Source organism: Polaromonas sp. YR568, assembly GCF_943369675.1.
Taxonomy (GTDB): Bacteria; Pseudomonadota; Gammaproteobacteria; order Burkholderiales; family Burkholderiaceae_C; genus Polaromonas.
Window position 1 is genome coordinate 43,705 of record NZ_CALROB020000005.1, and the last position, 25,244, is coordinate 68,948.

The following is a 25,244-nucleotide window of genomic DNA, read 5'->3' on the forward strand; positions in this document are numbered from 1 at the left end:
CCCTACGCTGCGCTCCGGGGCAACCTGCGGTGCTCGAGCCAAGCGGGGTCCGGCTAAACTCGCTTCGCTCAGACAACGCCGGCCCTGATCCGCTTGTCTCTGCGCTCCTCGGCCCAGCCAGGACGGGGCAATCGGGATCGGATACCGGGGAGAGCTTGCCGGGTCGCCACGGCGGTGACTTGCTGCTTGCCGCTTGCTACTATTTGCCGCCGCGCAGGCGCTCGATCAGGCCGTTGAGTTCATCCATGGACGCGAACTGGATCGCGACTTCGCCCATGTCTTCGCGCTTGCCGTTGCGCTTGACCTGTTTCTTGATGCGCACTTCCACGTCGGCCATCAGCAGGTCGGCGAGTTCTTCTTCGACTCGGCGGGTGTCGCGCGATTTTTCCTTGGTGGCTTTTTGCGGTGTCAGTGAAAACTCGGCGCTGAGTTTTTTGACCAGGCTTTCGGCTTCGCGCACCGACATCTTTTTGGCGGTGATCTGGTTGGCGGCGGTGATCTGCGCGGCGCGGTCCAGGCCCAGCAGGGCGCGCGCGTGGCCCATGTCCAGGTCGCCGGCCATCAGCATGGTCTGCACGGGGTCGGCCAGGTTCAGCAAACGCAACAGGTTGGAGGCGGCGCTGCGCGAGCGGCCAACGGCCTGCGCGGCCAGCTCGTGCGTGAGGCCGAATTCCTTGACCAGGCGCTGCAGGCCGTGGGCTTCTTCGAGCGGGTTGAGGTCTTCGCGCTGGATGTTTTCAATCAGCGACATGGCGGCGGCCGCCTCGTCGGGCACGTCGCGCACCAGCACCGGCACGCTGTCCAGGCCCGCGATTTTGGCCGCGCGGAAGCGCCGTTCGCCGGCGATGATTTCGTACTTGCCGTCATTGGCGCCGGACGTCAGGCGCCGCACCAGGATGGGCTGCATGATGCCCTGCACCTTGATGGATTCGGCGAGCTCATAGAGCGCGCCTTCGTCCATGCGCGTGCGCGGCTGGTACTGGCCGGCGACCATGTCTTCAAGCCGCAGCGAGGCCGGCAGGCCCGGGCTGGTGGCGCTGGTGTTGGCGTTTTCCGCGTCGGTGGCGCTCTCGCTGACCTTGGGGCCCAGCAGGGCTTCGAGTCCGCGGCCTAAGCCCTTGGGTTTTTTGGTGACCATGTCTTTTCTTTCTTTCAATTTGAGGGAGTTCAGGGGGCCGTGAGGTCGCCGCCCAGTGACTGCAGCACGCCGCGCCAGAGGGCGTCGCGCTCTTCATAAGGTTGCACGTTCTGTTGTCCGCTGGGGCTTTCCCAGACGGAGGTCATGGCCATCACGATGCCGGTGGAAGGCTGCGCGTAGACGGTCTGGCCGTAGATGCCTTGCATCGCGAAGGTGCGGGCCTTGAAGGGCGCCAGCCAGAACTGGTAGCCGTAGCCGAAGTAGCGTGTGGCCGTGCGCGGCCGGAAGGCGGGCGGCTGGCGCGCCGGGTCGGTGGCGTCCAGCAGGTAGTCCAGCGGCACGACTTGTTGCGCGCCGGGCTTGCCGGTGTTTTTGTCGATGGCGCGGCCGTCGTTGGCGAGCAGCTGGCCGAGCCGGGCCCAGTCGCGCAGGCTGGCGTTGAAGGCGCCGTAGGCCTGCTCCTGCCCGTCGACCGAGATGCGCCAGAAGGCGTCGTGTTCGGCGCCCATGGGCTGCCACAGCCATTCGGTGCTGAGCTGGGCCATGTTCTTGCCGGTGGCGCCGGCGAGCACGCGGCCCAGCACGTCGGACTCGGCGCTGGCGTAGACGAATTTTTCACCGGCGGGCGAATGGCGGTCGGTGATGGAGCGCAGCACGTCGACCGGCTTGCCGCCGCCCGGCGCGCCCGAGGTGGCGCGCGAGAAACGCGAGATGTCGTCCTTGCCGTCGTAGCGTTCGGTGAAGGTGAGGCCCGAGCTCATGCGCAGCAGCTGGCGAACCGTGGTGGCGCCGTAGGGGCTGCCGGCCAGGTCTTTGGCGTATTTTTCGGCGGGGTCGTCGAGCGAGGCGATCAGCCCCAGCGAGACCGCCTTGCCGATGAGCAGCGAGGTCACGCTTTTGGCCATGGAGAACGAGAGGAAGCGCGCGTCGTCCTTGCGGCCGTAGCCGTAGTGCTCGGCGATGATCTCGCCGTTTTTCAGCACGATCAGGCCTGTCGTGCGCTGGCGGTCCAGGTAGTCGGCCAGCGTGTAGCCGGCGCCCTTGTAGCGATAGGCGATCGGTGCCGGGTTCGCCGCGCGCGGCAGTGGGCTGGCTTCGGGCGCGCGCGCGACGATGCGGGTCTGGATGCCGGGCACCTTGTCGAGCGCCGACCAGGAGCCGACGCGGTAGGGCTCGGTGTACCAGGTGGCGGTGCTGCCGATGGGGTAGCCCTTGGCCTGGTTGAGCGCGGCCTCGTCGGGTTCGGCCCGCGCGGCGCCGGCGGCCAGCGCGAGGGCCAGCAGCAAGGGGAGGGCGGTGGGCGTCATGCGGTGGTGGCGGGCGGCGTCAATTTTTGCAGTTGCTGCAGGCGCGCGTGCGCGTCGGGCCAGTCGCCCAGGCCGCTCTCGGCATTGAGGTGGCCGCGCGGCCCGGCATCGACCGGCTGGGCGCCCCAGGCCGCCGCGAACTGGCGCGCGCGTTCGGACGTGCAGTAGGGGTCGTCGCTGCTGTAGAGCAGCACGGCGGGAAAGGGCAATTTGTGCATCGCCACGGGCGACCAGCCGGGCACCATCTGGCGCACGTCGTCGCGCTCCACGTCGGGCGGGGCGACCAGCAGGGCGGCTTTGACGCGGCCGGTGTTTCTGGAATGCGAGGCCCAGGCTGCGGTCAGCATGCAACCCAGGCTGTGCGCGACCAGCACGGCCGGCTCGTCGCAGCCCAGCAGCACGTCTTCGAGCCGCGCGCTCCAGTCGCCGCGCAACGGGCGCATCCAGTCATGCTGCTCCACGCGTGCGTAGCCATGCGCGCGCTCCCAGCGGCTTTGCCAGTGGTCGGGGCCGCTGTTTTGCCAGCCGGGGAGGATCAGGACGTTGCGGGGATTCATGGCTCGCGGAATATCAACTGCTACTGTATTAATAGCTGAAAAACCACTGTTTATTAGGGTTTCCAGCCATTTGGCTTTACATCGCCTTGATACGGTCGACCATCTCTTCAGCAAAGGTGATGAAAGCCTGTGCGCCCTTGGAGGCCGGATCAAACACCACGCCGGGCAGGCCGTAGCTGGGCGCCTCGGCCAGGCGCACGTTGCGCGGGATCACGGTGTTGAAGACCTTGTCGGCGAAGTGTTCCTTGAGCTGGTCGCTGACCTGCTGCTGCAAAGTGATGCGCGGGTCGAACATGACGCGCAGCAGGCCGATGATCTGCAAATCCTTGTTGAGGTTGGCGTGCACCTGCTTGATGGTGTTGACCAGGTCGGTCAGGCCTTCGAGCGCGAAGTATTCGCACTGCATGGGCACGATCACGCCGTGCGCGCAGCACAGGCCGTTGAGCGTCAGCATGCTGAGGGACGGCGGGCAGTCGATCAGCACGAAGTCATACTGGCTGTCGACCGCGGCCAGCGCCAGCTTGAGGCGCTTTTCGCGGCGCTCGACGTCGACCAGCTCGACCTCGGCGCCGGCCAGTTCGCGATTCGCACCCAGCACGTCATAGCCGCATTTGTCGCTGTGCACGCGCGCTTCCGTCACCGAGGCGGATTCGAGCAGCACGTCGTAGACCGTCATTTCCAGCTTGCGCTTGTCCACGCCCGAACCCATGGTGGCATTGCCCTGGGGATCGAGGTCGATCATCAGGACCCGTTGGCCGACTTTCGCCAGGCCCGCCGCCAGGTTGACCGTGGTGGTGGTCTTGCCGACCCCGCCCTTTTGGTTGGCAATGCAGAAAATTTTGGCCATGTGTGCTTTTAGTTTTTGTTCGGATGAGGACGCGAAATGCGGGGGCGGCTTACTTGGAAATCGCCAGCTTGAGGCCAAAGCCGATCAGGAAGACACCGGCCAGCTTGTTCAGCACGACGGTGATTTTCGGGTTGGCGCGTATGCGCTCGGCCAGGTGGTAGGTGATCATCACCGAGCACAGGCCATACAGAAAAGTCAGCCCGGCAATCGTGGCCGCCATCACGGCAAACGTCTTGATGCCCTGGTGCTGGGCTGGGTCGACGAAGAGCGGGAAGAAGGCCATGTAAAACACGATGGCCTTGGGGTTCAGCAAGGTGATCATCATGGCCTGCTGGAAATAGTGGCGCGGCTTGATGTTCAGCAGCGGCGCGTCGCCGGGTTTGGCCAGCAGCATCTTGATGCCCAGCCAGGCCAGGTAAACGGCGCCCGTCCACTGGACGATGTGAAAAGCCGTCGGGTAGGCGGCCATGATGGCCGACACGCCGGCCACCGCGGCCCACAACAAAACCTGGTCGCCGGCGATCACACCGAAGGTCGCGCCCATACCGCCCGCGATGCCGCCCTTGCTGGTCGAGGTGATCAGCGCCAGGTTGCCCGGGCCGGGAATCAGCAGAAACACGATGATTGCGACGACAAAAGCGCCGTAGTCGGCCACACCGGTGGTAGCGACGAATGAGCCCAACATGGAGGTTCTCCAGAAAGTAGAGAGAAGCGAGAGGGCTTGAGTTTACGACAGGGGTATGCCGCCGGAATGCCAAAGAGGGCCAATCAAGGCCGATTCGGCACCCGCAACGGTTTCTTTTTGCGCCCTAGCAACGGGCCGGGCCCGATTTCAGGCCTGGTTTTCGGCTGCGGCGCCGGCCTTGGCCCGCATCCAGACAATGCAGCGCTCCGCGTTGAGCCCCGGCACCTGCAGTTGTTCCACGTGAAACACTTCCGCCCCGGCTGGCAAGGCGGCAATTTCGTCGGCCGGGTGCTTGCCCTTCATGGCCATCCAGGCGCCTTGGGGCGCCAGCGCGTCGGTCGACCAATTGGTGAAGTCGACCAGCGAGGCAAAGGCCCGGGAGCAGATCACCTCAAAGGGCGAGGTGATGGTTTCGACCCGGGCATGCAGCCCCGAGAGGTTTGGCAGCTTGAGCGCCAGTGACGCCTGCTTGATGAAGGCGGCCTTTTTGGCGACCGTGTCCACGCAGGTCACGACCACTTCCGGGCAGCAGATGGCAATGACCACGCCCGGAAGGCCGGCGCCGGACCCGACATCCAACAGGCGGGCACCTTGTTGCAGCCCGGCTTTTTGCAGATGCCGCCGCAAGGGCAACACCGCGGCCAGGCTGTCCAGCAGGTGGTGGGTCATCATTTCCGCCGGGTCGCGCACGGCGGTGAGGTTGTAAACCTTGGTCCATTTGCCGATCAGGTCCTGGTAGTCCAGCAGCTGGCCGACCTGGGCATCGCCCAAATCCAGTTGCAGCGCCTTCAGGCCAGCGCGCAATTCCTGTTCCCCGGCCCGCATCAGGCTTGGGCTTTTTCGGTGGAGGCGTCGGCCGCCTGCAGCGGAACCGTGTTTTTCCACAGATTCTTTTTCAGGTGCACGAGCAACAAGGACACGGTCGCCGGCGTGATGCCCGAGATGCGTGAGGCCAATCCCAGGGTTTCGGGCCGGTGTTTGGACAGGGTCTGGCGGGCCTCAAAACTCAGGGCCGTGACCTGCAGGTAATCCAGGTCGGCCGGCAGCTTGAGGTTTTCGTAGTGGGAGGCCCGCTCGACCTCGGTCTTTTGCAGGTCGATGTAGCCCGCGTACTTGGCCGTGATTTCGATCTGTTCGATCACGCTTTTGGCCATGTCGTCGCTGGCCGCCGCTTCGGCTGCCAGTTCAGGGTTGGCGTACTTGCCTTCCTCCAGCGACATCAGCCCGGCGTAGTTCACGTCGGGGCGGCGCAGCAGGTCCAGCAGGTTGTACTCGCGCTCTATGGTCTTGCCCAGCACACGCTCGGCCTCGGCCGCCGGCAGGTTGTTGGGGTTGACCCAGATGGCCCGGAGCCGGGCTGTTTCACGTGAAACAGTGTCGCGCTTGCGGTTGAAGGCATCCCAGCGGGCGTCGTCGACCAGGCCCAGCTCCCGGCCTTTTTCGGTCAGGCGCATGTCGGCGTTGTCCTCGCGCAGCATCAGGCGGAACTCGGCCCGGCTGGTGAACATTCGGTAAGGCTCGGTCACGCCCTTGGTGATCAGGTCGTCGACCAGCACGCCCAGGTAAGCCTCGTTGCGTGCCGGCAGCCAGGCATCTTTGCCCTGGCATTGCAGGGCAGCATTGACGCCGGCAAACAGGCCCTGTGCCGCCGCCTCTTCATAACCGGTGGTGCCGTTGATCTGCCCGGCGAAGAACAGGCCGCCAATCGCCCGGGTTTCAAAGCTCGATTTGAGCGCCCGCGGGTCGAAGTAGTCGTACTCGATGGCGTAGCCGGGCCGCAGGATGTGGGCGTTCTCCATGCCGGCCATGGAGCGCACCAGTTCGTACTGGATGTCGAAGGGCAGGCTGGTCGAGATGCCGTTGGGGTAGATCTCGTGGGTGGTCAGGCCCTCGGGCTCCAGGAAAATCTGGTGGCTGTCCTTGTCGGCGAAGCGGTTGATCTTGTCTTCCACGCTGGGGCAGTAGCGCGGGCCGATGCCGTCTATCTTGCCGGTGAACATGGGGCTGCGGTCAAAACCCGAGCGGATGATGTCGTGGGTGCGCTCATTGGTATGGGTGATCCAGCAGGACATTTGCTTGGGGTGGGCAATGCCGCCGCCCATAAAGCTGAACACCGGCACCGGACCTTCGATGCCGCCGGGCATGCCGTCGCCGGGTTGCTCGGTGCACTTGCTGAAGTCGATGCTGCGGCCGTCTATGCGCGGCGGCGTGCCGGTCTTGAGCCGGCCTTGCGGCAGCTTGAGTTCCTTGAGCCGGCTGGACAGCGACACCGCGGGCGGGTCGCCCGCCCGGCCCGCCGCGTAATTGTTGAGCCCGACGTGGATCTTGCCGTCCAGGAAAGTCCCGGCCGTCAGCACCACGGTGCGCGAACGGAACTTGATGCCGACCTGGGTGACGGCGCCGACCACGCGGTCGCCTTCCACCATCAGGTCGTCGACCGCCTGCTGGAACAGCCACAGGTTGGGCTGGTTCTCCAGCTTGCGGCGGATGGCGGCCTTATAAAGAATGCGGTCGGCCTGCGCCCGGGTGGCGCGCACGGCCGGGCCCTTGGAGCTGTTGAGGATGCGGAACTGGATGCCGCCTTCATCGGTGGCCAGCGCCATTGCGCCGCCCAGGGCGTCCACTTCCTTGACCAGGTGGCCCTTGCCGATGCCGCCTATCGAGGGGTTGCAGCTCATCTGGCCCAGCGTCTCGATGTTGTGCGACAACAGCAAAGTCTTGCAGCCCATGCGGGCGGAAGCCAGGGCGGCCTCGGTGCCGGCATGGCCGCCGCCGACCACGATCACGTCAAATTCTTGGGGGTAAAACATATCCAACCTTCAGGTCTTCCGACCGGCTACTAAGCATTAACTCTCTATCAATTCCGTGGCCAGGCCCATGCCGCGCGCCACCTGCGCCTGGCGCCTGTCCGCCGTGACGAACAGGTCTACCCGGCTGGCCAGCGCGCTGCCCACATGCAGGGCGTCCATGCCGCGCAAGGGGCCGTGCTCCATCGCCGCAAAGGCAAAGCGCTCGACATGCTCGTCCAGCGGCACCAAAGTCATGTCGGCCACGTCGCGCTGCGCCGCCGCCCAGGCCCGGTCAAACTCGGGGGCCGGCAGGCTGCCGTCGCGCCGGCGCCGCAGCAGGGCGGAAGCCACCTCGGTCTTGCAATGCGCCGCGACCAGCAACTCGCTGGCCGCCTCAAACAACATCAGTACGCGGTCGCGCCCGGTTTCGCTGGCGTAGCGCTTGGTCAGTGCCGACGCGTCGAACATCAGCCGCGCCTCGCCGTCGCGCGCCACCACCCGGGTGGCCGTGCCCGTGGCCTGCGCCGCATAAGCCGCCTGCGCTTTTTTCACCATGGCGATTCATTCCGCTCGTCCAGCACCGCCTGTGACAGCGACACGCCGGGCGGCAGGACCACGGGCTCAAACGGCGTTTTCCAACTGGGGATTTTGGCGGTGTCCGCTTCGGCCTTCAAGGGCACCAGCTCGGCCACCGGCTTGCCGTGCCGCAGTATGCGCACGGTCTCGCCTTGCTCTACCAGGTCGATCATGGCGGAAGCATTGGCGCGAAATTCACTTAGGGCAATGGTGTGCATTTTGTACAAATTGATAGGTTTTGTACATTTTAGCGGGATTGCCGGCGTGCAAGCGTGATAGCTGGCGCTTCACCCCACACCCTGTGGTGAAATCACCCCATGACCGCCCCCCAAAAACTCCTCATCTTCGCCGGCAGCACACGCCAGAACTCCTACAACCGCAAGCTGGCCCATGTCGCGGCCGCGCTGGCGCGCGCTGCGGGCGCCGAGGTCACCCACATCGAGCTGGCCGACTTCGACATCCCCATGTACAACGCCGACCTGGAAGCCAAGGGCACGCCACCCGACGTCATCAGGCTCAAGCAGATCATGTACGAGCACCCGGCCTGGATCATCTGCTCGCCCGAATACAACGGCAGCTACACCGCGCTGCTCAAGAACACCATCGACTGGGCGTCCAGCCCCGTCAAGAGCGACCCGGCCTGGCACGAGGGTTTCAAGTCCTTTAGCGGCAAGGTCGTGGGCGTGCTCAGCGCCTCGCCCGGCGCGCTGGGCGGCCTGCGCTCGCAAAGCCATCTGGTCCCGCTGCTGCTCAACGCGCAGTGCTGGGTCGCGCCCAAGGCCTTTGCCCTGGGCCGCGCCGCCGATGCGTTTGACGTCGACGGAAAAATGGGCAACGAAGCGCATGTGAAGAACGTGCAGGCCGTGATCGACCAGGTGCTGTTTGCCAGCGCGCGGCTGGCGACCTAGGTCCTCACGCAGCGCCGTCCAGCAGGCGCAAGCCCACCATGCCGGCCACCACCAGCGCCACGCAAGTAAGGCGCAGTGGCGAGGCGCTTTCGCCCATCCACAGGATGCCGATCAGCGTCACGCCGACCGAGCCAATGCCGGTCCAGATCGCGTAGGCCGTGCCCACCGGCAAGGTCTTGACGGCATGCGTCAAAAAGAAAATGCTGGCGCCCGCCGCGGCGATGCCCAGCACGCTGGGCCAGAGCCGGGTCCAGCCCTGCGAGGATTTGAGGAGCAGGGCCATCGCGATTTCGACAATGCTTGCGGCGAGTAGATAAAACCAGGCCATCGGGAGTCTTTCTTGGGAGAAGAGGTGGAAAAGGTGGAACACGTTGAAGAGCCGCCAGCTTAGGTTTACGATCACCCACAGGCAAGTACGCACCTTCTGGTAACCATGACAATTCCCACCGACACCCCCGCCGATTCCTCCACTGTGTTTAGCCAGGCCTGCCCATCGCGCCAGGCGCTGGAGCTGGTCGCCAGCAAATGGGCGCTGCTCATCATTCCGGCGCTGGCAGAAGGCGCGGTGCGCAACAACGAGCTGATGCGCAAGATAGAAGGCATCTCGCAAAAAATGCTGACGCAGACCCTCAAGGAGCTGGTGCGCAACGGCCTGGTGCTCAGGTTTGACAGGCAGACCGTGCCGCCGCACGTCGAATACCAGCTCAGCGCCCTGGGCCAGTCGCTCAGCGAAACATTGATCCCGCTGGACAACTGGGCCGAGCGCAACCACCAGAACCTGAAGACGGCGCGCGAACGCTTCGACGCATCCTTTATGTAATGAGCAGCGGGCCGGCAGGGTTAGCCTCATTAGCGCAACCACGTAGCCGGCCCCCACGCATACGGTCCTATATTGGACGCCACGACAACGATACGGAGACATGAACATGAAACACACCAACACACGCCGCGGCGCCCTGCAATTCGGCCTCAAGGCCGGCGGCGCGCTCGCCGCGGCCTCGGCCTTTCCCGGGCTGCTGCATGCGCAGGCCGGCTGGCCCAGCAAACCGATACGCCTGCTGGTGCCCTTCGCACCCGGCGGCAGCTCGGAAATCGTCGCGCGCTCGGCCGCCAACGAACTCACCAAAAGCCTGGGCCAGACGGTCTTTGTCGAGAACAAGCCCGGCGCCAGCGGCAACATCGCGATGCAGGAATGCGCGGCCTCCACCGACGGCCACACCATCATCCTGGGCCACATCGGCACCATGGCGGTCAATCCCTTCATCTTCGACAAGCTGCCCTTCGACACCAACCGGGACTTCAAGCCCATCTCGCTGCTGGCCAAGGTGCCCAGCCTCTACGTCGTCAATGCCAACGTGCCGGCCAACAACCTCAAAGAGTTCGTCGCGCTCGCCAAGTCCAAACCCGGCCAGCTCAACTACGGCTCGGCCGGCAACGGCAGCGCCGGCCACCTGGCGTTTGAGTACCTGAAGGTCGCCACCAACATCTTTGTGCTGCACGTGCCTTACCGCGGCACCGGCCCGCAGCTCACCGACCTGCTGGCCGGCCGGCTCGAAGCCGCCAGCGTGGGCGCGCCCGCCATCCTGGCGCACATCAAGTCCGGCAAGCTGCGCTGCATCGCCACCGGCACCAAAGAACGCCTGTCGCAATTGCCCGACGTGCCCACGGTGGCCGAAAGCGGCTACCCCGGTTTTGAAATGACGCAGTGGTACGGCCTCAATGCGCCCGCCAACATGCCGCAAGCCGCCATCGACAAGATCGCCGAAGCCTGCAACAAGGCCATGCGCAACCCGCAGGCCACCGAACGCCTGCGCGGCGACACCGCCCAGCCCGTGGGCGACACGCCCGCGCAGTACGGCGCCTTCATCAAGGCCGAACAGGCGCGCTGGAAAGAGGTGGTGGCGCGCGCGAAAATCAAGCCCGACTGAGTGCCACCATGAACTGCCGCCCCGGCTGCGGCGCCTGCTGCATCGCGCCGTCCATCAGCTCCGCCATTCCCGGCATGCCAAACGGCAAGCCGGCCGGCGTGCGCTGCGTGCAGCTGGGTGATGCCAACCAGTGCCTGATCTTCGGCCGGCCAGAACGGCCTGCCGTGTGCGGGCAGCTCATGCCGGCTGCGGAGATGTGCGGCGCCGATGCGGGCGCCGCGATGCGCTGGCTGGCCCAGCTTGAAAACGACACACGCCCCGCGCTAACGCGACATATTGCCTAAAGCTTCCAGCCGCGCCGCCGAGACAATTTCGATGCATCTGTAGCGCAGCGCGATGGCGCCTTGCGCCACCATGGCCTTGAGTTCCACCGACAGCGTTTGCCGGCTGATGCCCAGCATCATGGCCAGCGCTTCCTGCGACACCGGCACCACCGGCCGCGCCTTCAGCGCCTGGGTGGCGTCGCCGTGCGCCAGCAGCCGCAGGCGGCGCGCCACGCGCGCGCGTGTCGAGCGCAGCGCCGCGTCTTCCAGCATGCCGTAGAGCGAACGCACGCGCGCAGCCAGCAGGCCGGCAACGGCCCGCGCGAAGGGCGCGCCTTCCATCAGCGCGGCAAAGGCCGGTTGCGGCACCACCAGCACTTCCACCGCCGACTGGGCTGTGGCGTCGTGGGTGCGTGGCTCGCCGTCCATCAGCGAGATTTCGCCTATCCAGTTGCCGGCCTCCAGCACCACCAGGATGGCCTCGCGCCCGTCCTCACGCAATGAAGAGATCTTGAGCCGGCCGCCCAGCAGGCCATAAAAGCCGCCGGGCGCATCGCCCTGGCGGAACAGCATCTCGCCGGGCCGCAGGCGCAGCAGCTCGGCGGAATCGAGCAGCGCCTCGCGGTCCGCCAGCGGCAGCGCGCCAAACCAGGGGTTGGCCGACATGCGGTCCATCAGGGACGGCGGGGCAGGCGGGGAGGGTGTCGCGGGAACGATAGGCATGCGGCCAATTGTCAAATTTTTGACAGTTCGCCGTCAAGCGACAACGTATCGTGCAAACAAGGCAGCTTCAAGACCGCCCTTTCCCCCAAACATGCCACGGAGACAAATCATGCATATCCCATCCCTCAAGGAAGTCGTCAGCGCCGAAGAATGGCAACTGCGCTGCGACTTGGCCGCCTGCTACCGCCTTGCCGCGCTGTACGGCTGGAGCGACCTGGTCTTCACCCACATCAGCGCCAAGCTGCCCGAGTCGGTCTCCGGCGCCGGCAAGCACCACTTCCTGATCAACCCCTACGGCCTGATGTTCGACGAGATCACCGCGTCCAGCCTGGTCAAGGTCGACGGCCAGTGCAACAAGCTCATCGATTCGCCTTTCCCGGTGAACCCGGCCGGCTTTGTGATCCACAGCGCCGTGCACGAGGCGCGCGCCGATGCCGGCTGCGTGATGCACACGCACACGCGCGCCGGCGTCGCCGTCAGCGCCCAGCAGTGCGGCGTGCTGCCCATCAGCCAGCAGTCCACCTTTGTGCTGGCCTCGCTGGCCTACCACGGCTATGAGGGCGTGGCCTTTCGCGACGACGAAAAGCCGCGCCTGCAGGCCGACCTCGGCAGCGCCAACTTCCTGATGCTGCGCAACCACGGCCTGCTGGTCGTGGGCAAGACGATTGCCGACGCCTTCCTCAGCATGTACACCTTCGAGAACACCTGCCGCATCCAGCTCGATGCGCAGGCCGGCGGCCCGCTCACCGAGGTCAACCCGCTCATCGTCAAGGGCGTGGCCGAGGCCATGCGTGTGCAGACCGGCGGCATGGGCGGGGCTTTTGTCTGGCCCTCGCTGATCCGCAAGCTCGACAAACTCGATGAAAGCTACAAATCATGAGCGGCTCACCCCTGGTTGCGCAGCTGCTCATCGTGGCGCTCGCGCTGGTCATGCTGGGCCTGGGCCTGACGCTCAAGGTCGAGGATTTCACGCGCCTGCTCAAATACCCCAAAGCCGTGGTGGTCGCGCTGGTGCTGCAGGTCATAGTCCTGCCCGTGGCCTGCTACGCCATCATCGTGCTGCTGAATGTGCCGCCGCTGTTTGCCGTGGGGCTGATGCTGCTGGCGGCCTCGCCGGGCGGCATCTCGGCCAACCTGTTCAGCCATCTGTTCGGCGGCAACGTGGCCATGAACATCTCGCTGACCGCCATCAACACCTTGCTGTCCATCGTCACCATGCCGGTCATCGCCAACTGGGCCATCAATACCTTCGCGAAGACAGGGCAGGTGGTGCCGCTGCAATTCGGCAAGGTGGTGGAGGTCATCGTCATCGTGCTGGTGCCGGTGGCCGTCGGCATGTGGCTGCGCACCGTCAAGCCGGGCTGGGCCGCGCGCAGCGAGAACCCGACCAAGATCTTCAGCATCATCGTGCTGGTGGTCGTGGCGGTGGGTGCGGTCGTCAAGGAATGGCAGGCGCTCAGCGGCGGCTTCGCGGCCATAGGCCCGGCCGTGCTGGCGTTCAACCTCGTGAGTTTGCTGGCGGGTTATTACGTGGCGCGGGCGACGGGGCTGGACAAAGCGATTTCCACCGCCATCAGCTATGAGATCGGCATCCACAATGCGACGCTGGCGATCTTCATCGCGCTGGCCGTGCTGAACAACGTCCAGCTGGCGCTGCCGGCGGCGATTTATTCCTTCAGCATGTACATCACCGCCACGCTGTTCGGGCTGCTGGTGCTCAAGCGCCGCGGTGCGCCTGGGATTGCGGCGGGGCAGGCCCCGCAGGCGCGCTAGGAGCCTGGGCGGCAGAAGGAGCATCGGCTGCAAAGCGAGCGCAGCGGTCCATTTTTCACCGGCTTTTTTGCCCCATAGCTACGGCTATGGGTCTGCAAACCCGGCAAAAACTGTCCTCGCTGGGCTCGCTTTTCGCTTCGATGCCTTCTGCCGTCCAGGCTCCTAGCCGACGACGACAGACAGCGCCGGTGCCGGCACGTCGCCCGCGCCCGCGGGGAGCAGGTCCCCCTCGGTGATGGTCAGCTCCTTGCGCAGCATCTGCACGCCGCCGAAAATCGTGGCGAAAGCCACGTCCTTGGCGTCACGGCCGGTGCCCACACGCACGAGGCGGTCTATGGGCGCCATGCGCGTCGGGTCAAAGATCACCCAGCGGCCGTCCAGCCAGGCTTCAAACACGGCATGGAAGTCCTCAGGCGGTTCCTCGAAATGCACATAGCCCACCACCAGCCGGGCGGGAATGTTCAGCGCCCTGCACATCGTGATGCCCAGGTGCGCGAAGTCACGGCAGACGCCCGCGCGCTGCACAAACACCTCTTGCGCGGTGGTCGTGGAATTGCTGAAGCCCGGCAGATAACCGATCGAGTCGTGGATCCAGTTTTCAATGGCGCGCACCCGGCTTATGCCGGGCGGCAGATGGCCGAACAGCTGCTGCGCGGCACGGCTCATCACGTCGGATTCGCAATAACGGCTGGGCATCAGGTAGCGCAGCACTTCGTCGGGCACGGCCGTCACCGGCGTTTCGTCCAGGTGCAGCGGCACCGGCGCCGGATGCAGTTCCATGCGCGCGTGGTAATTGACCGACAGCACCCCCTTGGACGCGTCCAGCCGGATGAAACGGTTCCCGCTGCGTTCGTCGGAAAAGTTACGCACCTTCATGCTGGGGGTAATGGTCAGCCGCTCCTCCACCGCGTGATGGCTTTCATGAAAAGCCGTCTCGATGTGAAACAGGAAATGCGACGGTGCGCTGACTTCATACTCCAGCAGCAAATCGATCAGGGTGGTGTGCATAAAACGGGGCGTCGTGAAAGGAGCCTGGGCGGGCAAATAAAGAAAAGGGCAAAACCACCCTCTCTCAGAGGCGGGTACGGTGGCTGACGTTCCGGTTTGGCGCGGGCGCAAACCAGTTCTGGCAGGTCACAAAAACAATGCGCGCGGCACGCTCCAGCACGTCGGCCGAAGGCTCGGCTGGCCGGCGCGCGCGCAGGCGGTTGACGAGCAGGAATTCAGCGATGCTGGCCTGGAAACCCAGCTTGCGCTTGGCGATGGGCAGCGGCAAATCCGGCGCCGATGCCGTGGCGCGCGGCCCCGACCACGGCTGGAACAGCCGCTGCCGGAAGCGCGACACCATGGTGGGCGCCGCGCTGGCTGGGTTCACGCGAGGCGTCATTTACTTCAGCGCTTTTCTCGCCGCGCCCACGCCGAGGGCAGCGAGGATCAGGAACACGACGGCGAGGATCAGGAACAGCCCGAACAGGATCTTGGCAATACCGGCCGCGCCCGCCGCCACGCCGCCGAAACCGAGGGCGCCGGCAATCAGTGAAATCAGGGCAAAAATAATCGCGTACTTGAGCATCTTGGCCTCCTGTGGAAGGTGAGGGGCCCGGCCGCATGCGCAAATGGCGCCAGGCGAGACCGGGGGTCTGCGCACCGCGTTGGCGCCATGTAAACGGAACCATCGCGGTGATGTCCCATGCTAAAAGTGCGCGCGTCCGCGACCCATCAGCAGCGCCCGCTTGCCGCTGTAGGACAAGGGCGCAGCTCCTGCCACTCGCTATGATTTTTCTAGCAAAACAGCCTTATTTCATCGCAATGACTGGCTTATTTGCCAAAGAGTCCGCGAATGCTGTTGCCGAGTTTTTCACCGACGCCGGCGCCCGCCCCGGTGCCCACGCCGGGCATCAGCACCGTGCCTATGGCCGCGCCCAGCAGGGCCGAGCGCGACAGCGTGACTTCGGGCTTGTCCAGCGTGCCGCCCACCACCAGCGGCACGCCCACCGCGCCGCCCAGGGCGCTGCCCAGCTTGCTATCGCCGGCCAGGTTCACGCTCACGCGGCCGCTCAGCGCCTTGGCCGGCGAGATGGCGACCTCGCCGGTCGCGCTCAGCGCGCCCGAACTCGCCACCAGGTTGCTCAGCTGCGCCGCCTTGCCGTGCGTGCTGACCTGCCCCGCCAGCGTGTCCAGCTGCGTCTGGCCGCCGCGGCTCAGGCCTATGGTCTTGACCGCCTTGGCCAGGTCCAGGCCGTTGAGCACCGCGTTGCGCACCGTGAAGGTGGTCTGGCTTTGCAGCGCCTCGACCAGCGCGCCCGTGGTCGCGGCGCGCGCGCTCAGCGTCGTGGTCGCCTCCAGCCGGCCCGTCAGGGATTTGCTGGGCGCGGTCAAGGCCGAGACCTCGACGCCCTGCGTCTGCAGCTTGCCCTGCAACTGCAGCTCTTCGCGCGCCGAAGTACCCACCGGCACTTTCTTCAGGCCCAGCCGGCCCTCCACCTTGCCGCCGCCCACGTCCACGCGCAGCGCCCATTCATCGCCCGCGGCGCCGGCTTGGGCCTCCTTGGCCTCCTCGCGCTTGAGGCTGGCTTCCAGCCCCTGCAGGTTGCCCTGGACCCGCTTGAGCGACACCATGTCGGGCAGGCCGTCGTCGCCCAGCGTGGCTTCGGCGTTCACCGTGGTGCGCGCGCCCGTGGCATTGACCCAGGTCACCTCGTCCAGCACGGTGCGGCGCGGCAGCCAGTCCGTGGGCGCCTGCGCGGCCTCCGCGGCCTGTGCGCCTGGCGCGGGAGCGGCGGCCGCGGGCTGGGCTTTTTTCTTTTGCAGCAGCAGCAAGACCGCGTCAATGCCCTGCTGCGGCAGCACGGCCTTGCGCACCAGCAGGGTGGACACCGCCAGCCGGCCCTTGAGCAGCGGCTGCCACTGCGGCCGCACCTCCACGCGCCCCAGCGTGAGGGGCGGCTTGCTCTGCACCGAAATGCCGCTGAGCGCCACCGCCGGCAGCGGCCAGACGTCCACCGCGACGCGGTCCAGCGCCACCGGCACGCCCAACGCGGCCGAGGCCTCGCGCTCCACGCGCTGGCGGAAATCGTCGGTGCTCACCCAGCGGTGCAGCGTGAACGCCACCGCCGCCAGCAACACCATCAAACCCAGGGCCAGGAACACCAGCCATTTGAAAACTTTTGCCATGCGGCTATTGTGGCGGGGCGCGGCACGGGAATGGCGAACGGCGTCCCGGCCTGCAGCAAAAATTGCCGGTTGCGGCTAGCATCAGGGGCTGTACAGCACAGTTTCCCCGCAACACAAAGGACGCACCATGAAGCTTTATTACTCCCCCGGCGCCTGCTCCCTCTCCCCGCACATCACGCTGCATGAGTCGGGCCTGAAGTTCGAGCATGTGGCCGCACCCACCAAGACCCACCAGCTGGACGACGGCACCGACTACTACACCATCAACCCCCTGGGTTACGTGCCCCTGCTCGAGCTCGACGATGGCACGCGCATCGCCGAAGGCCCGGCCATCGTGCAGTACATCGCCGACCAGGTGCCCGAGAAAAAACTCGCGCCCGCCAACGGCACGCTGGAGCGCTACAAGATGCAATCGTGGCTGACCTTCATCGGCACCGAGCTGCACAAGGGCTTCAGCCCGCTGTTCAACGCCGCCACGCCGGCCGAGTACAAGACCATCGTCATCGACAAGCTGATGTCGCGCCTGAAGTGGGTGGACGGGCAGCTTGCCGGCAAGCAATACCTGATGGGCGATGCTTTCAGCGTGGCTGATCCTTACCTCTTCACCGTCACCAACTGGGCGCCCCGAGTCGGGGTGGATATTTCGGGGTTTGCCAACCTGGCGGCTTTCCGTGAGCGCGTTGCTGCCCGCCCTGCGGTGCAGGCGGCCATGAAGCATGAAGGCCTGACGAAGTAAGCCCACCCCCGTCCAGGCTCACTGCGTGTAGCCTGTTCCCCCCTTCGAGGGGGCGGCGCCTGCGGCCCGGCAAAGCCGGTTCCGCGGCCCCCGCCGGTTTTGTCCGCGGGGCTCCATCTATCATGAATTCAGCAACCCGTGTTGGGCACGCCAATCAGATCAGGGCCAAACTGGCCCTGTTTTAAATTCACAACCCCATTCCCGACTTCAGGACCTTTCCATGCCTACCCTCTTCGACACCAACAAAGCCGGCGACCTTGAGCTGGCCAACCGCATCGTCATGGCGCCGCTCACGCGCAACCGTTCGCCCAACGCCATCCCGCCCGACATCGCGCAAACCTATTACGCCCAGCGCGCCAGCGCCGGCCTGCTGATCACCGAAGCCACCGCCATCAGCCACCAGGGCCAGGGCTATTCGGACGTGCCGGGCCTGTACGGCAGCGAGCAGCTCGACAGCTGGAAAAAAGTCACCCACGCCGTGCATGAAAAAGGCGGCAAGATCGTCGTACAGCTGTGGCACGTGGGCCGCGTCTCGCACACCAAACTGCAGCCTGAAGGCGGCAAGCCGGTCGCGCCTTCGGCCATCACCGCCAAAACCAAGACGGTGCTGATCGAGGACGGCGTGCCGACCTTTGTTGAAACCTCCGAACCGCGCGCGCTGGACGCCGGCGAACTTCCGGGCATCGTCCACACCTTTGCCGCCGCCGCACGCAATGCGGTCGAGACCGCCGGCTTTGACGGCGTGGAAATCCACGGCGCCAACGGCTACCTGCTGGACCAGTTCCTGAAAGACGGCAGCAACAAGCGCACCGACGACTACGGCGGCAGTATTGAAAACCGCGCCCGCCTGCTGCTGGAAGTCACGCGCGCCGTGGCGGACGCGGTCGGCGGCGGCAAAACCGGCATACGCCTGTCGCCCGTCACCCCGGCCAACGACGTGAACGACAGTACGCCGCAAGCGCTGTTTGAATACGTGGTCAAACAGCTTGCTTCCCTGAACCTGTCTTACATCCACGTCATCGAGGGCGCCACCGGCGGCCCGCGTGAAATCGAAGACCGCCCATTCGACTACAAGGCGCTGAAAGCCGCCTACCGCAGCGCCGGCGGCAAGGGCGCGTGGATGGTCAACAACGGCTACGACCAGGCCCTGGCCGAAAAAGCCATCACCGACGGCGCCGACCTGGTCGCCTTCGGCAAGCCTTACATCGCCAACCCCGACCTGGTGGAGCGGCTGCGCGCCAAGGCGCCGCTCAACACGCCGGACAAAAACACCTTTTACGGCGGCCGCGAAAAAGGCTACACCGACTACCCGGCGCTGGCAGCGTAATCACGGCCGGCGTTCACCGCAAAAAAAGGCTGCAGGGTTTGACCCCGCAGCCTTTTTTTCTTTTTTGCCACTGGCTCTTTATCGCTGGAACAACAAACCCTTTGCGGCAGCGGCCGGTTCGCCGCGTTTAATCGCTTCGTCACAATCGGCCTTCACCATCAGCGCTTTGTTACAAAAAGCGCCCTGATGAAAACAACGTACCGATTTCGCCTCCTGCCCGTCGCCGTGGCCTTGCAAGCCCTCTTCGCGATTCCGGCGCATGCCCAGTTCACCGTCAACCCCGGCGTCACCAACAACACCGCACAGACCCTCACGGGTGCTGCCGGCACCGTGCTGGGCGGCGGGATCCTGTCGGTGGGCGGTGCGACGAGCACCATCACCGTCAACGCCGGCACCTCGTCCATCACCAACTCCGGCACCATCAGCCAGACCGGCACCGGCCGCACGATAGACGCGAACACCGGCACGCCCAACCTCACCATCACCAACAACCTGGGCGGCGTGATCACCGCCGTGGGCGGCGAAGTGATACGGCTGAACCGCCCCGCCGGCAGCTACATCATCAACAACCAGGGCACCATCTGGCAGACCAGCACGACGCCGGGCGGCAGCCGCGCCATCAAGGCCGACGCGGCCTACACCTCGACCAACAACCAGATCATCAACGGCTCGGCAAGCAACACCGGCGCCATCATCCGCTCCGACGCCAACGACGCGATACGCCTGGGCAACAACTTCACGCTGACCAACTACGGCAGCATTTTTTCGACCGGCGTGGTCAACACCAGCTGCCCGAACTACCTGAAGACGCCCGTCAACCTGTGCGTCGCCGACCTCTCGGCGGCCGACGGCGTGGCGATTGAAAACGCCCGCTCCAACGTCGTCATCCTCAACTACGGCAGCATCACCGGCCCGCGCCACGGCATCGACGGTGGCGACCCGGTCGCCACCGCGGCCGACGCCAACCTGATAGGCGCCGACCGCCTGATCGTGACCTCCACCGGCCCCAACGGTGTGACCTTCGACCGGGTCTCCGGCGGCGTCACCACCTCGGGCGTCAAGATCGTCAACCCTGTCGTCATCAACTACGCCGGCGGCGTGCTCACCGGCAACAACGGCTCGGGCGTGGGCCTGGACGGCCACGGCGTGGTCATCAACTACGGCACCATCACCGGCAAGTACGCGGGCGCCGGCAAGGTCTATGACCACGAAGGCCTGGGCCGCACCACCAGCAACGGCGACGGCGACGGCGTGGACATCGACGGCATCGCCTATGTCGAAAACTACGGCCGCATCGAAGGCCTGGGCGCGGGCGGCTTCGACTCAGGCGGCAACCCCAACGGCGCGGACGGCATCGCCGCCGGCGGCGGCACCATCATCAACCACGCAGGCGCGACGATCTTCGGCCAGTCCAAGGGCATCCTGGTCGACGACGGCGCCAACGGCACGGCGATCGCGGCCGGGCGCGGCACCGCCACGGCCACCGGCGGCGCCGTGAAGATTTCCAACGAAGGCACGATCACCGCCGAGAAGGGCGTGGCCATCGGCCTGGTCGGCAACTTCAACGACAGTCTCACCAACTTGGCGACCGGCGTGATCACCGGCGGCAAGGACGCGGTCCGCGTCGACCTCGGCGCCAGCACCGCGCCGGCCGCGGCCGTCCAGATGGGCGGCGGCGACGACACCCTGACCAACTACGGGCGCATCGAAGGCAAAAATGGCCTGGCCATCGACATGGGCGCGGGCAACGACACGGTCGCGTTGTTCAATGGCGGCAGCACCGGCGTCATCGTCGGCACGGTCGACGGCGGCAGCGGCACCGACACGCTGGAAACCGGCGGCACCCAGTCCTTCGCGCCCGGCGCCGTCATTGGCTTTGAAAACTTCATCGTCCGCAACGGCAGCACCACCTTCACCTACGGCCTGGGCCCGGTCGCCGGCGTGCAGGTCGACAGCGGCGCGACGCTGCAGGTCAACGGCGCCCTGTCCCTGTCCGGCAACTTCACGGTCAACGGCACCTTCAAGGCCGCGACCGACACAGCGCCGCGCAGCATCGCGGTCGGCGGCAACTTCGCGCAAGGCGCAAGCGGCGTGCTGGAAGCCGGCATAGGCGGTGGCAACGTTTCCGACAAGATCAGCGTCACCGGCAGCGCTACCCTCGCCAACGGTGCGACCATCCGCCCCGTCCCGCGCGGCTATGTGGCCGGCGGCGCCTACACCCTGGTCTCCGCCGCCGGCGGCCTGAACGCCACGCCCGCCGGCCTGGTGGTGGCCAATACCGCGCTGGTCAACTACACGCTGGCCAAATCGGGCAACGACCTGGTGCTGACCGCGCAGCGCGCCACCACACTGGGCGCCCTCGCGCCGGCCAACCTGGGAAGCATGGGCGCCGCGCTGGAAGCGCTGGGCCAAAGCGGCGGCGCCAACAGCCTGTTCGCCGCGCTGGAAACCCTGCCCACGACGCAAGCGGTCAGCGATGCACTAGCGCAGATCGCGCCCGACACCGCGCGTGGCGCCCAGCAGGCCTCGCAGCTCGCCACGGGCACCATCTTCTCCTCGCTGGAAAGCCGCATGGACGCCGGCCGCGACGGCGCGCTGGCCCAGGGCCAGACCGGCCTGGCCGCCGGCGGCGATACCAGCCGCCGCATGTGGCTGCAGGGCACGGGCGGGCAAGGCCGCCAGGATGCGCGCAACGGCGGCCCCGGCTACAAGCTGCACGCCTACGGCCTGGCCACCGGCCTGGAGGTCGACCGCTCGGCCAATGAACTCATGGGCATGTCCCTGGCCTACACCGAGGCCGGCACCGACGGCAAGGACGCCGCGCAAGGCGACCAGGTGCGCGTCAAGGCCTTTAACCTGGTCGGCTACTTCAGCCAGAACCGCGCGGACATGACGCTCGACGCCTCGGTGCTGCTGGGCTACAACAACTACAAGAGCGAACGCCAGGTGGCCTTCCCCGGTTTCTCCGAAATCGCCAAGGGCGACTACAAGGGCTGGCAGGCCGGCGCCCGCGTGGAAGTGGGTTTCCCCTTCACACTCGGCGCTTCGTGGTCGGGCCGCTGGCTGGCCGGCGGCCGCGCCGGTTACCTGGCCACCGACGGCTACACCGAAACCGGCAGCGTCGCCGCACAGCGCGTGGATTCCAACAGCGCCAGCAGCCTGCAGTCGGTGCTCGGCACCGAGCTCACACGGGCGCTGTCCGGCACCAGCTCGCTGCAGCTGCGCGCGCGTTACCTGCACGAGTTCGCCAACACGCCGGACATCAAGGCCTCGTTCGTCGCCGGCGGCCCGGGCTTTGTCGCCGGCGGCGTGCAGCCCGGCCGCGATTCGCTGCAGCTGGGCGTGGGCTACCGCAGCGTCAGCGCGCAGGGCGTGACCTTCACGCTGCGCTACGACGCCGAAGTCAGGTCCGGTTACCTGGGCCACCAGCTGTCGGCGCGCGCCATGTGGGCGTTCTGAACATCGTCAAGCGCCTCACGGTTCTCCTGGCCGCCCTCGCCGTGGTGGCCGGGCTCGCCGGCTGCGCCACGACCAGCCCCGAAGCGCGCCGGCAGTCAGCGCTGGCCCTGGCCACGCCCTCGGGCTGGCAGGCCAGCACGCTGGCGGCCAGTGACTTCCGCCTGCTGGCGCTGCACCCCGCGCCACAACCAACGCCCGAACTCGCGGTCTTTATCGAAGGCGACGGCCTGGCCTGGCTGGACCCTCGCACACCGTCCGCCGACCCGACGCCTGTCGAGCCCATCGCCTTGCGCCTGGCGCTGGCCGAGCGCCATCGTCTCAGCGCTTACCTGGCCCGGCCTTGCCAGTTCGATGCGCCACTGGCTTCCGGCAACTGCCGCGTTTCGCATTGGACGCAAGCGCGCTTCTCGCCGGAAATCATTGCCGCCATGGACCAGGGCCTGTCGCAACTCAAGGCGATGTTTGGTGCGCAGCGGCTGGTGCTGGTCGGTTATTCCGGCGGCGGCGCGGTCGCGGCTTTGCTGGCCGCGCGGCGCCAGGATGTTTCGCTGCTGGTCACCGTGGCTGCCGTGCTGGACCATGAGGCCTGGACAGGCGCGCAAGGCCTTTCGCCGCTGCAAGGTTCGCTCAACCCCGCCGATGAATGGGCGGCGCTGCGCGGCCTGCGGCAAATCCATTTTGTCGGCCAGCAGGACAGGGTGGCCGGCAGGGCCGCCGTGCAGCCTTTTGTGGATCGTTTTGCGGCCGCGGAAAGGCCCAGGCTGATCGAAGTTCCGGCGTTCACCCATACCTGCTGCTGGGCCGAAGCCTGGCAGCGGTTTTCGCCACCCTGAACCCCGCTGCTTTGGCGGCAGCACGCAGGCGCTACGATAGCGCCCATGCTCAACAAGCCGCGCATCCTTGTGGTCGAAGACGAGTCCGGCATCGCCGACACGATCCAGTATGTGCTGGCCACCGACGGGTTCGCGCCGGTGTGGTGCAGCACGGCCCAGCAGGCTTTGCAGGAATTTGCCGCCGAAACACCGGCGCTCGCCATCCTGGACGTGGGCCTGCCCGACCTCAACGGCTTTGAATTGTTCAAGCGCCTTCAGGCCCTGCCCGGCGGCGCCCATGTGCCCATGCTGTTCCTGACGGCCCGCAGCGACGAGATCGACCGCGTGGTCGGCCTGGAGCTCGGCGCCGACGACTACATCGCCAAACCCTTCTCGCCACGCGAACTCGTGGCAAGGGTGCGCGGCATCCTGCGCCGCAGCGTGCGCCCACCGCCAGCGGCCGCGCGGCCCTCAACGGTATCCGCCGCCACCGCCGCGCCGTTCGTGCTCGACGAAGAGCGACGCCAGATCCGCTTCTATGGCCGCACGCTGGAGCTGTCGCGCTATGAGTACGGCATCCTGCGCCTGCTGGTGCTCAAGCCCGGCCGCGTCTACACGCGCGACGAGCTGCTGGACAAGGTCTGGGAAGACGGCAGCGGCAGCCTGGACCGCACGGTAGACGCGCACATCAAGACACTGCGCGCCAAGCTCAAAGCCGTGGCGCCGCACACCGAGCCCATCCGTACCTCGCGCGGCTCGGGCTACGCGCTGGCCGAAGACCTCCCCGCCCCGTGACCAAAAGAAACCGCATCTTCATCGGCATCCTGCTGATTTATGCGGTGGGCATCGCCTTCATGCTGTACCGCGTCGTGGCGGACATCGACCCGCGTTACCGCGAGTCCGCTGAAGAGTCGCTGGTGGAAAGCTCGCACTTGCTGGCCACCCTGGTCGAGCAGGACGTGCGCGCCGGCGCCATCGACACCGCACGGCTGGAGCCCCTGTTCAAATCGCTCTACGCGCGGAAATTTCTCTCGCAGATCTATTCGGTCACCAAAACCCGGGTCGAGTTGCGCGCCTATGTCACCGACCGCTCGGGCCGGCTGCTGTTTCATTCGCTCGGCCAGGCGCCGGGGGCCGACTTCTCGCAGTGGCGCGACGTCAGCTACACGCTGCGCGGCGACTACGGTGCGCGCACCACCCCCGACGTCGAAGGCGACCCGCTCAGTTCGGTGATGTACGTGGGCGCGCCCATCCGCTGGAACAACGAGATCATCGGCGTTGCGGCGGTGGGCAAGCCCGTGACGAGTTTTGGGCAGTTCGTCTCGGCCGCGCGCGAGAAAACCCTTTACGTCGGCCTGGTGTCCGTGCTCGCGGTGCTGCTGCTGGCGGTCATTGTGTCGGTCTGGCTGGTGCGGCCCTTTGGCCTGATCGCCGACTATGTGCGCTATGTGCGGGCCCAGCGTTCGCTCAACCTGCCGCGGCTGGGCCGGCGCGCGCTCGGTGTGATCGGCGCGGCCTACGACGAGATGCGCGATGCCCTGGCTGGGCGCAACTATGTGGCCGACTACGTGCAGACGCTGACCCACGAAGTGAAGAGTCCCCTGTCGGCCATCCGCGGCGCGGCCGAGCTGCTGCAGGAACCGGGCATGCCACAGGCCGAGCGCGAGCGCTTCCTGGCCAACATCAGCCGCGAGACCGGGCGCATCCAGGAGATGGTGGACCGGATGATGGAACTCACCGCGCTGGAAACACGGCGCTCGCTGGACAAGGTGTCGCCCGTGGCGCTCAAGCCCTTGCTGGAAGAGCTGGCCGGCGCCGCGCAAGACGCCGCCGCACCGCGCGGCATCCGCGTCAAGGTCGATGCGCCGGAAGACGCCGCCGTGGAAGGCGATGCCTTTTTGCTGCGGCGCGCCGTCAGCAACCTGCTGGACAACGCCATCGACTTCTCGCCCGACGGCGGTGAAGTTACCCTCTCGCTCTACGGCAGCGCGCGCGTGGTGCGCATCCAGGTGCAAGACCATGGGCAGGGCATCCCGCAATACGCCCAGGACAAGGTGTTCGAAAAGTTTTACTCGCTGGCCCGGCCCCACTCCCGCAAAAAAAGCACCGGCCTGGGCCTGGCCTTCGTGAAAGAAATCGCCTCGCTTCATCACGGCCGCATCGAGCTGGCCAACGCGCCGGGCGGCGGGGCCCTGGCCACGCTGTCGCTGCCGCGCGCGGCCATGTAGCCGGCAGCGGCCGC

27 protein-coding genes are annotated in these 25,244 nt (G+C 66.3%); 12 read left to right on the top strand and 15 right to left on the bottom strand.

What is annotated here, in order from left to right:
* Positions 1–199: 199 nt before the first annotated feature.
* The 9 genes from ACLV8F_RS03795 to ACLV8F_RS03835 form a co-directional block, all read right to left on the bottom strand.
* Positions 200–1,138: a ParB/RepB/Spo0J family partition protein gene (locus ACLV8F_RS03795; protein ID WP_411882913.1), complete on the bottom strand. Its 939-nt coding sequence runs from the start codon at positions 1,136–1,138 to the stop codon at positions 200–202.
* 29 nt (positions 1,139–1,167) lie between these two features.
* A complete protein-coding gene (locus tag ACLV8F_RS03800; protein WP_411882914.1) occupies positions 1,168–2,445 on the bottom strand; it encodes a serine hydrolase domain-containing protein in 1,278 nt (425 codons plus the stop codon).
* Complete coding sequence (locus ACLV8F_RS03805) at positions 2,442–3,002, bottom strand: RBBP9/YdeN family alpha/beta hydrolase (protein WP_411882915.1); 561 nt, start codon at positions 3,000–3,002, stop codon at positions 2,442–2,444. The genes ACLV8F_RS03800 and ACLV8F_RS03805 overlap by 4 nt, the downstream gene beginning before the upstream one ends.
* A gap of 76 nt (positions 3,003–3,078) precedes the next feature.
* A complete protein-coding gene (locus ACLV8F_RS03810; RefSeq protein WP_411882916.1) occupies positions 3,079–3,849 on the bottom strand; it encodes a ParA family protein in 771 nt (256 codons plus the stop codon).
* A 49-nt stretch (positions 3,850–3,898) separates the two neighbouring features.
* A complete protein-coding gene (locus tag ACLV8F_RS03815; RefSeq protein WP_411882917.1) occupies positions 3,899–4,534 on the bottom strand; it encodes a LysE family translocator in 636 nt (211 codons plus the stop codon).
* 147 nt (positions 4,535–4,681) lie between these two features.
* The gene (rsmG, locus tag ACLV8F_RS03820; protein ID WP_411882918.1) at positions 4,682–5,359 is read right to left on the bottom strand and encodes a 16S rRNA (guanine(527)-N(7))-methyltransferase RsmG; all 678 of its coding nucleotides are present in this window, start codon (positions 5,357–5,359) and stop codon (positions 4,682–4,684) included.
* Complete coding sequence (mnmG, locus tag ACLV8F_RS03825) at positions 5,359–7,344, bottom strand: tRNA uridine-5-carboxymethylaminomethyl(34) synthesis enzyme MnmG (RefSeq protein ID WP_411882919.1); 1,986 nt, start codon at positions 7,342–7,344, stop codon at positions 5,359–5,361. Before mnmG ends, rsmG begins: the two co-directional genes overlap by 1 nt.
* 36 nt (positions 7,345–7,380) lie before the next feature.
* A complete protein-coding gene (locus ACLV8F_RS03830; RefSeq protein ID WP_411882920.1) occupies positions 7,381–7,878 on the bottom strand; it encodes a type II toxin-antitoxin system VapC family toxin in 498 nt (165 codons plus the stop codon).
* A complete protein-coding gene (locus ACLV8F_RS03835; RefSeq protein ID WP_411882921.1) occupies positions 7,872–8,117 on the bottom strand; it encodes a type II toxin-antitoxin system Phd/YefM family antitoxin in 246 nt (81 codons plus the stop codon). The genes ACLV8F_RS03830 and ACLV8F_RS03835 overlap by 7 nt, the downstream gene beginning before the upstream one ends.
* A 99-nt stretch (positions 8,118–8,216) precedes the next feature.
* On the opposite strand from ACLV8F_RS03835, the gene ACLV8F_RS03840 reads away from it, so the two are divergent.
* Complete coding sequence (locus tag ACLV8F_RS03840) at positions 8,217–8,807, top strand: NADPH-dependent FMN reductase (protein WP_411882922.1); 591 nt, start codon at positions 8,217–8,219, stop codon at positions 8,805–8,807.
* Positions 8,808–8,811: 4 nt separating this feature from the next.
* Here the strand turns inward: ACLV8F_RS03840 and ACLV8F_RS03845 are convergent, their stop codons facing one another.
* Complete coding sequence (locus ACLV8F_RS03845; protein WP_411882923.1) at positions 8,812–9,135, bottom strand: DMT family transporter; 324 nt, start codon at positions 9,133–9,135, stop codon at positions 8,812–8,814.
* 105 nt (positions 9,136–9,240) lie between these two features.
* Between ACLV8F_RS03845 and ACLV8F_RS03850 the strand changes: the two genes are divergently transcribed.
* The 3 genes from ACLV8F_RS03850 (at position 9,241) to ACLV8F_RS03860 (ending at position 11,019) form a co-directional block, all read left to right on the top strand.
* Complete coding sequence (locus tag ACLV8F_RS03850; protein WP_411882924.1) at positions 9,241–9,627, top strand: winged helix-turn-helix transcriptional regulator; 387 nt, start codon at positions 9,241–9,243, stop codon at positions 9,625–9,627.
* Positions 9,628–9,733: 106 nt separating this feature from the next.
* Entirely contained in the window at positions 9,734–10,735 is a 1,002-nt protein-coding gene (locus tag ACLV8F_RS03855) for a Bug family tripartite tricarboxylate transporter substrate binding protein (protein WP_411882925.1), read from the top strand.
* 8 nt (positions 10,736–10,743) lie between these two features.
* Complete coding sequence (locus tag ACLV8F_RS03860; protein WP_411882926.1) at positions 10,744–11,019, top strand: YkgJ family cysteine cluster protein; 276 nt, start codon at positions 10,744–10,746, stop codon at positions 11,017–11,019.
* Here ACLV8F_RS03860 and ACLV8F_RS03865 read toward each other — a convergent pair.
* On the bottom strand, positions 10,999–11,721 hold the full coding sequence (locus ACLV8F_RS03865; RefSeq protein ID WP_411882927.1) for a Crp/Fnr family transcriptional regulator: 723 nt from the start codon (positions 11,719–11,721) through the stop codon (positions 10,999–11,001). The two genes, ACLV8F_RS03860 and ACLV8F_RS03865, sit on opposite strands and share 21 nt — an antisense overlap.
* Positions 11,722–11,830: 109 nt before the next feature.
* Here ACLV8F_RS03865 and ACLV8F_RS03870 point away from each other — a divergent pair, with 109 nt between their 5' ends.
* Entirely contained in the window at positions 11,831–12,601 is a 771-nt protein-coding gene (locus tag ACLV8F_RS03870; protein ID WP_411882928.1) for a class II aldolase/adducin family protein, read from the top strand.
* Entirely contained in the window at positions 12,598–13,494 is an 897-nt protein-coding gene (locus ACLV8F_RS03875; protein ID WP_411882929.1) for a bile acid:sodium symporter family protein, read from the top strand. The genes ACLV8F_RS03870 and ACLV8F_RS03875 overlap by 4 nt, the downstream gene beginning before the upstream one ends.
* Before the next feature lie 162 nt (positions 13,495–13,656).
* Here the strand turns inward: ACLV8F_RS03875 and ACLV8F_RS03880 are convergent, their stop codons facing one another.
* The 4 genes from ACLV8F_RS03880 to ACLV8F_RS03895 form a co-directional block, all read right to left on the bottom strand.
* The gene (locus ACLV8F_RS03880; RefSeq protein ID WP_411882930.1) at positions 13,657–14,502 is read right to left on the bottom strand and encodes a transglutaminase-like domain-containing protein; all 846 of its coding nucleotides are present in this window, start codon (positions 14,500–14,502) and stop codon (positions 13,657–13,659) included.
* Positions 14,503–14,566: 64 nt separating this feature from the next.
* Positions 14,567–14,869 carry a hypothetical protein gene (locus ACLV8F_RS03885; RefSeq protein WP_411882931.1) on the bottom strand — a complete coding sequence of 101 codons (303 nt, stop codon included), beginning with the start codon at positions 14,867–14,869 and terminating at the stop codon, positions 14,567–14,569.
* A gap of 12 nt (positions 14,870–14,881) precedes the next feature.
* The gene (locus ACLV8F_RS03890; protein WP_411881494.1) at positions 14,882–15,067 is read right to left on the bottom strand and encodes a DUF1328 family protein; all 186 of its coding nucleotides are present in this window, start codon (positions 15,065–15,067) and stop codon (positions 14,882–14,884) included.
* A gap of 245 nt (positions 15,068–15,312) precedes the next feature.
* Positions 15,313–16,668 (bottom strand): AsmA family protein, encoded by a 1,356-nt coding sequence (locus ACLV8F_RS03895; protein ID WP_411882932.1) that lies wholly within the window; start codon positions 16,666–16,668, stop codon positions 15,313–15,315.
* 127 nt (positions 16,669–16,795) lie between these two features.
* On the opposite strand from ACLV8F_RS03895, the gene gstA reads away from it, so the two are divergent.
* From gstA to creC, 6 genes are all read left to right on the top strand, one after another.
* Positions 16,796–17,404, top strand: coding sequence for a glutathione transferase GstA (gene gstA, locus ACLV8F_RS03900; RefSeq protein WP_411882933.1), 609 nt, complete (start codon positions 16,796–16,798; stop codon positions 17,402–17,404).
* Between the two features lie 220 nt (positions 17,405–17,624).
* The gene (locus ACLV8F_RS03905) at positions 17,625–18,731 is read left to right on the top strand and encodes an alkene reductase (protein ID WP_411882934.1); all 1,107 of its coding nucleotides are present in this window, start codon (positions 17,625–17,627) and stop codon (positions 18,729–18,731) included.
* Between the two features lie 186 nt (positions 18,732–18,917).
* Positions 18,918–22,190, top strand: coding sequence for an autotransporter domain-containing protein (locus ACLV8F_RS03910; RefSeq protein ID WP_411882935.1), 3,273 nt, complete (start codon positions 18,918–18,920; stop codon positions 22,188–22,190).
* Positions 22,178–23,023: an alpha/beta hydrolase gene (locus ACLV8F_RS03915; protein ID WP_411882936.1), complete on the top strand. Its 846-nt coding sequence runs from the start codon at positions 22,178–22,180 to the stop codon at positions 23,021–23,023. Before ACLV8F_RS03910 ends, ACLV8F_RS03915 begins: the two co-directional genes overlap by 13 nt.
* A 45-nt stretch (positions 23,024–23,068) precedes the next feature.
* Entirely contained in the window at positions 23,069–23,797 is a 729-nt protein-coding gene (gene creB, locus ACLV8F_RS03920; protein WP_411882937.1) for a two-component system response regulator CreB, read from the top strand.
* A complete protein-coding gene (creC, locus tag ACLV8F_RS03925) occupies positions 23,794–25,230 on the top strand; it encodes a two-component system sensor histidine kinase CreC (protein WP_411882938.1) in 1,437 nt (478 codons plus the stop codon). The genes creB and creC overlap by 4 nt, the downstream gene beginning before the upstream one ends.
* The last annotated feature ends 14 nt before the right edge of the window (positions 25,231–25,244 follow it).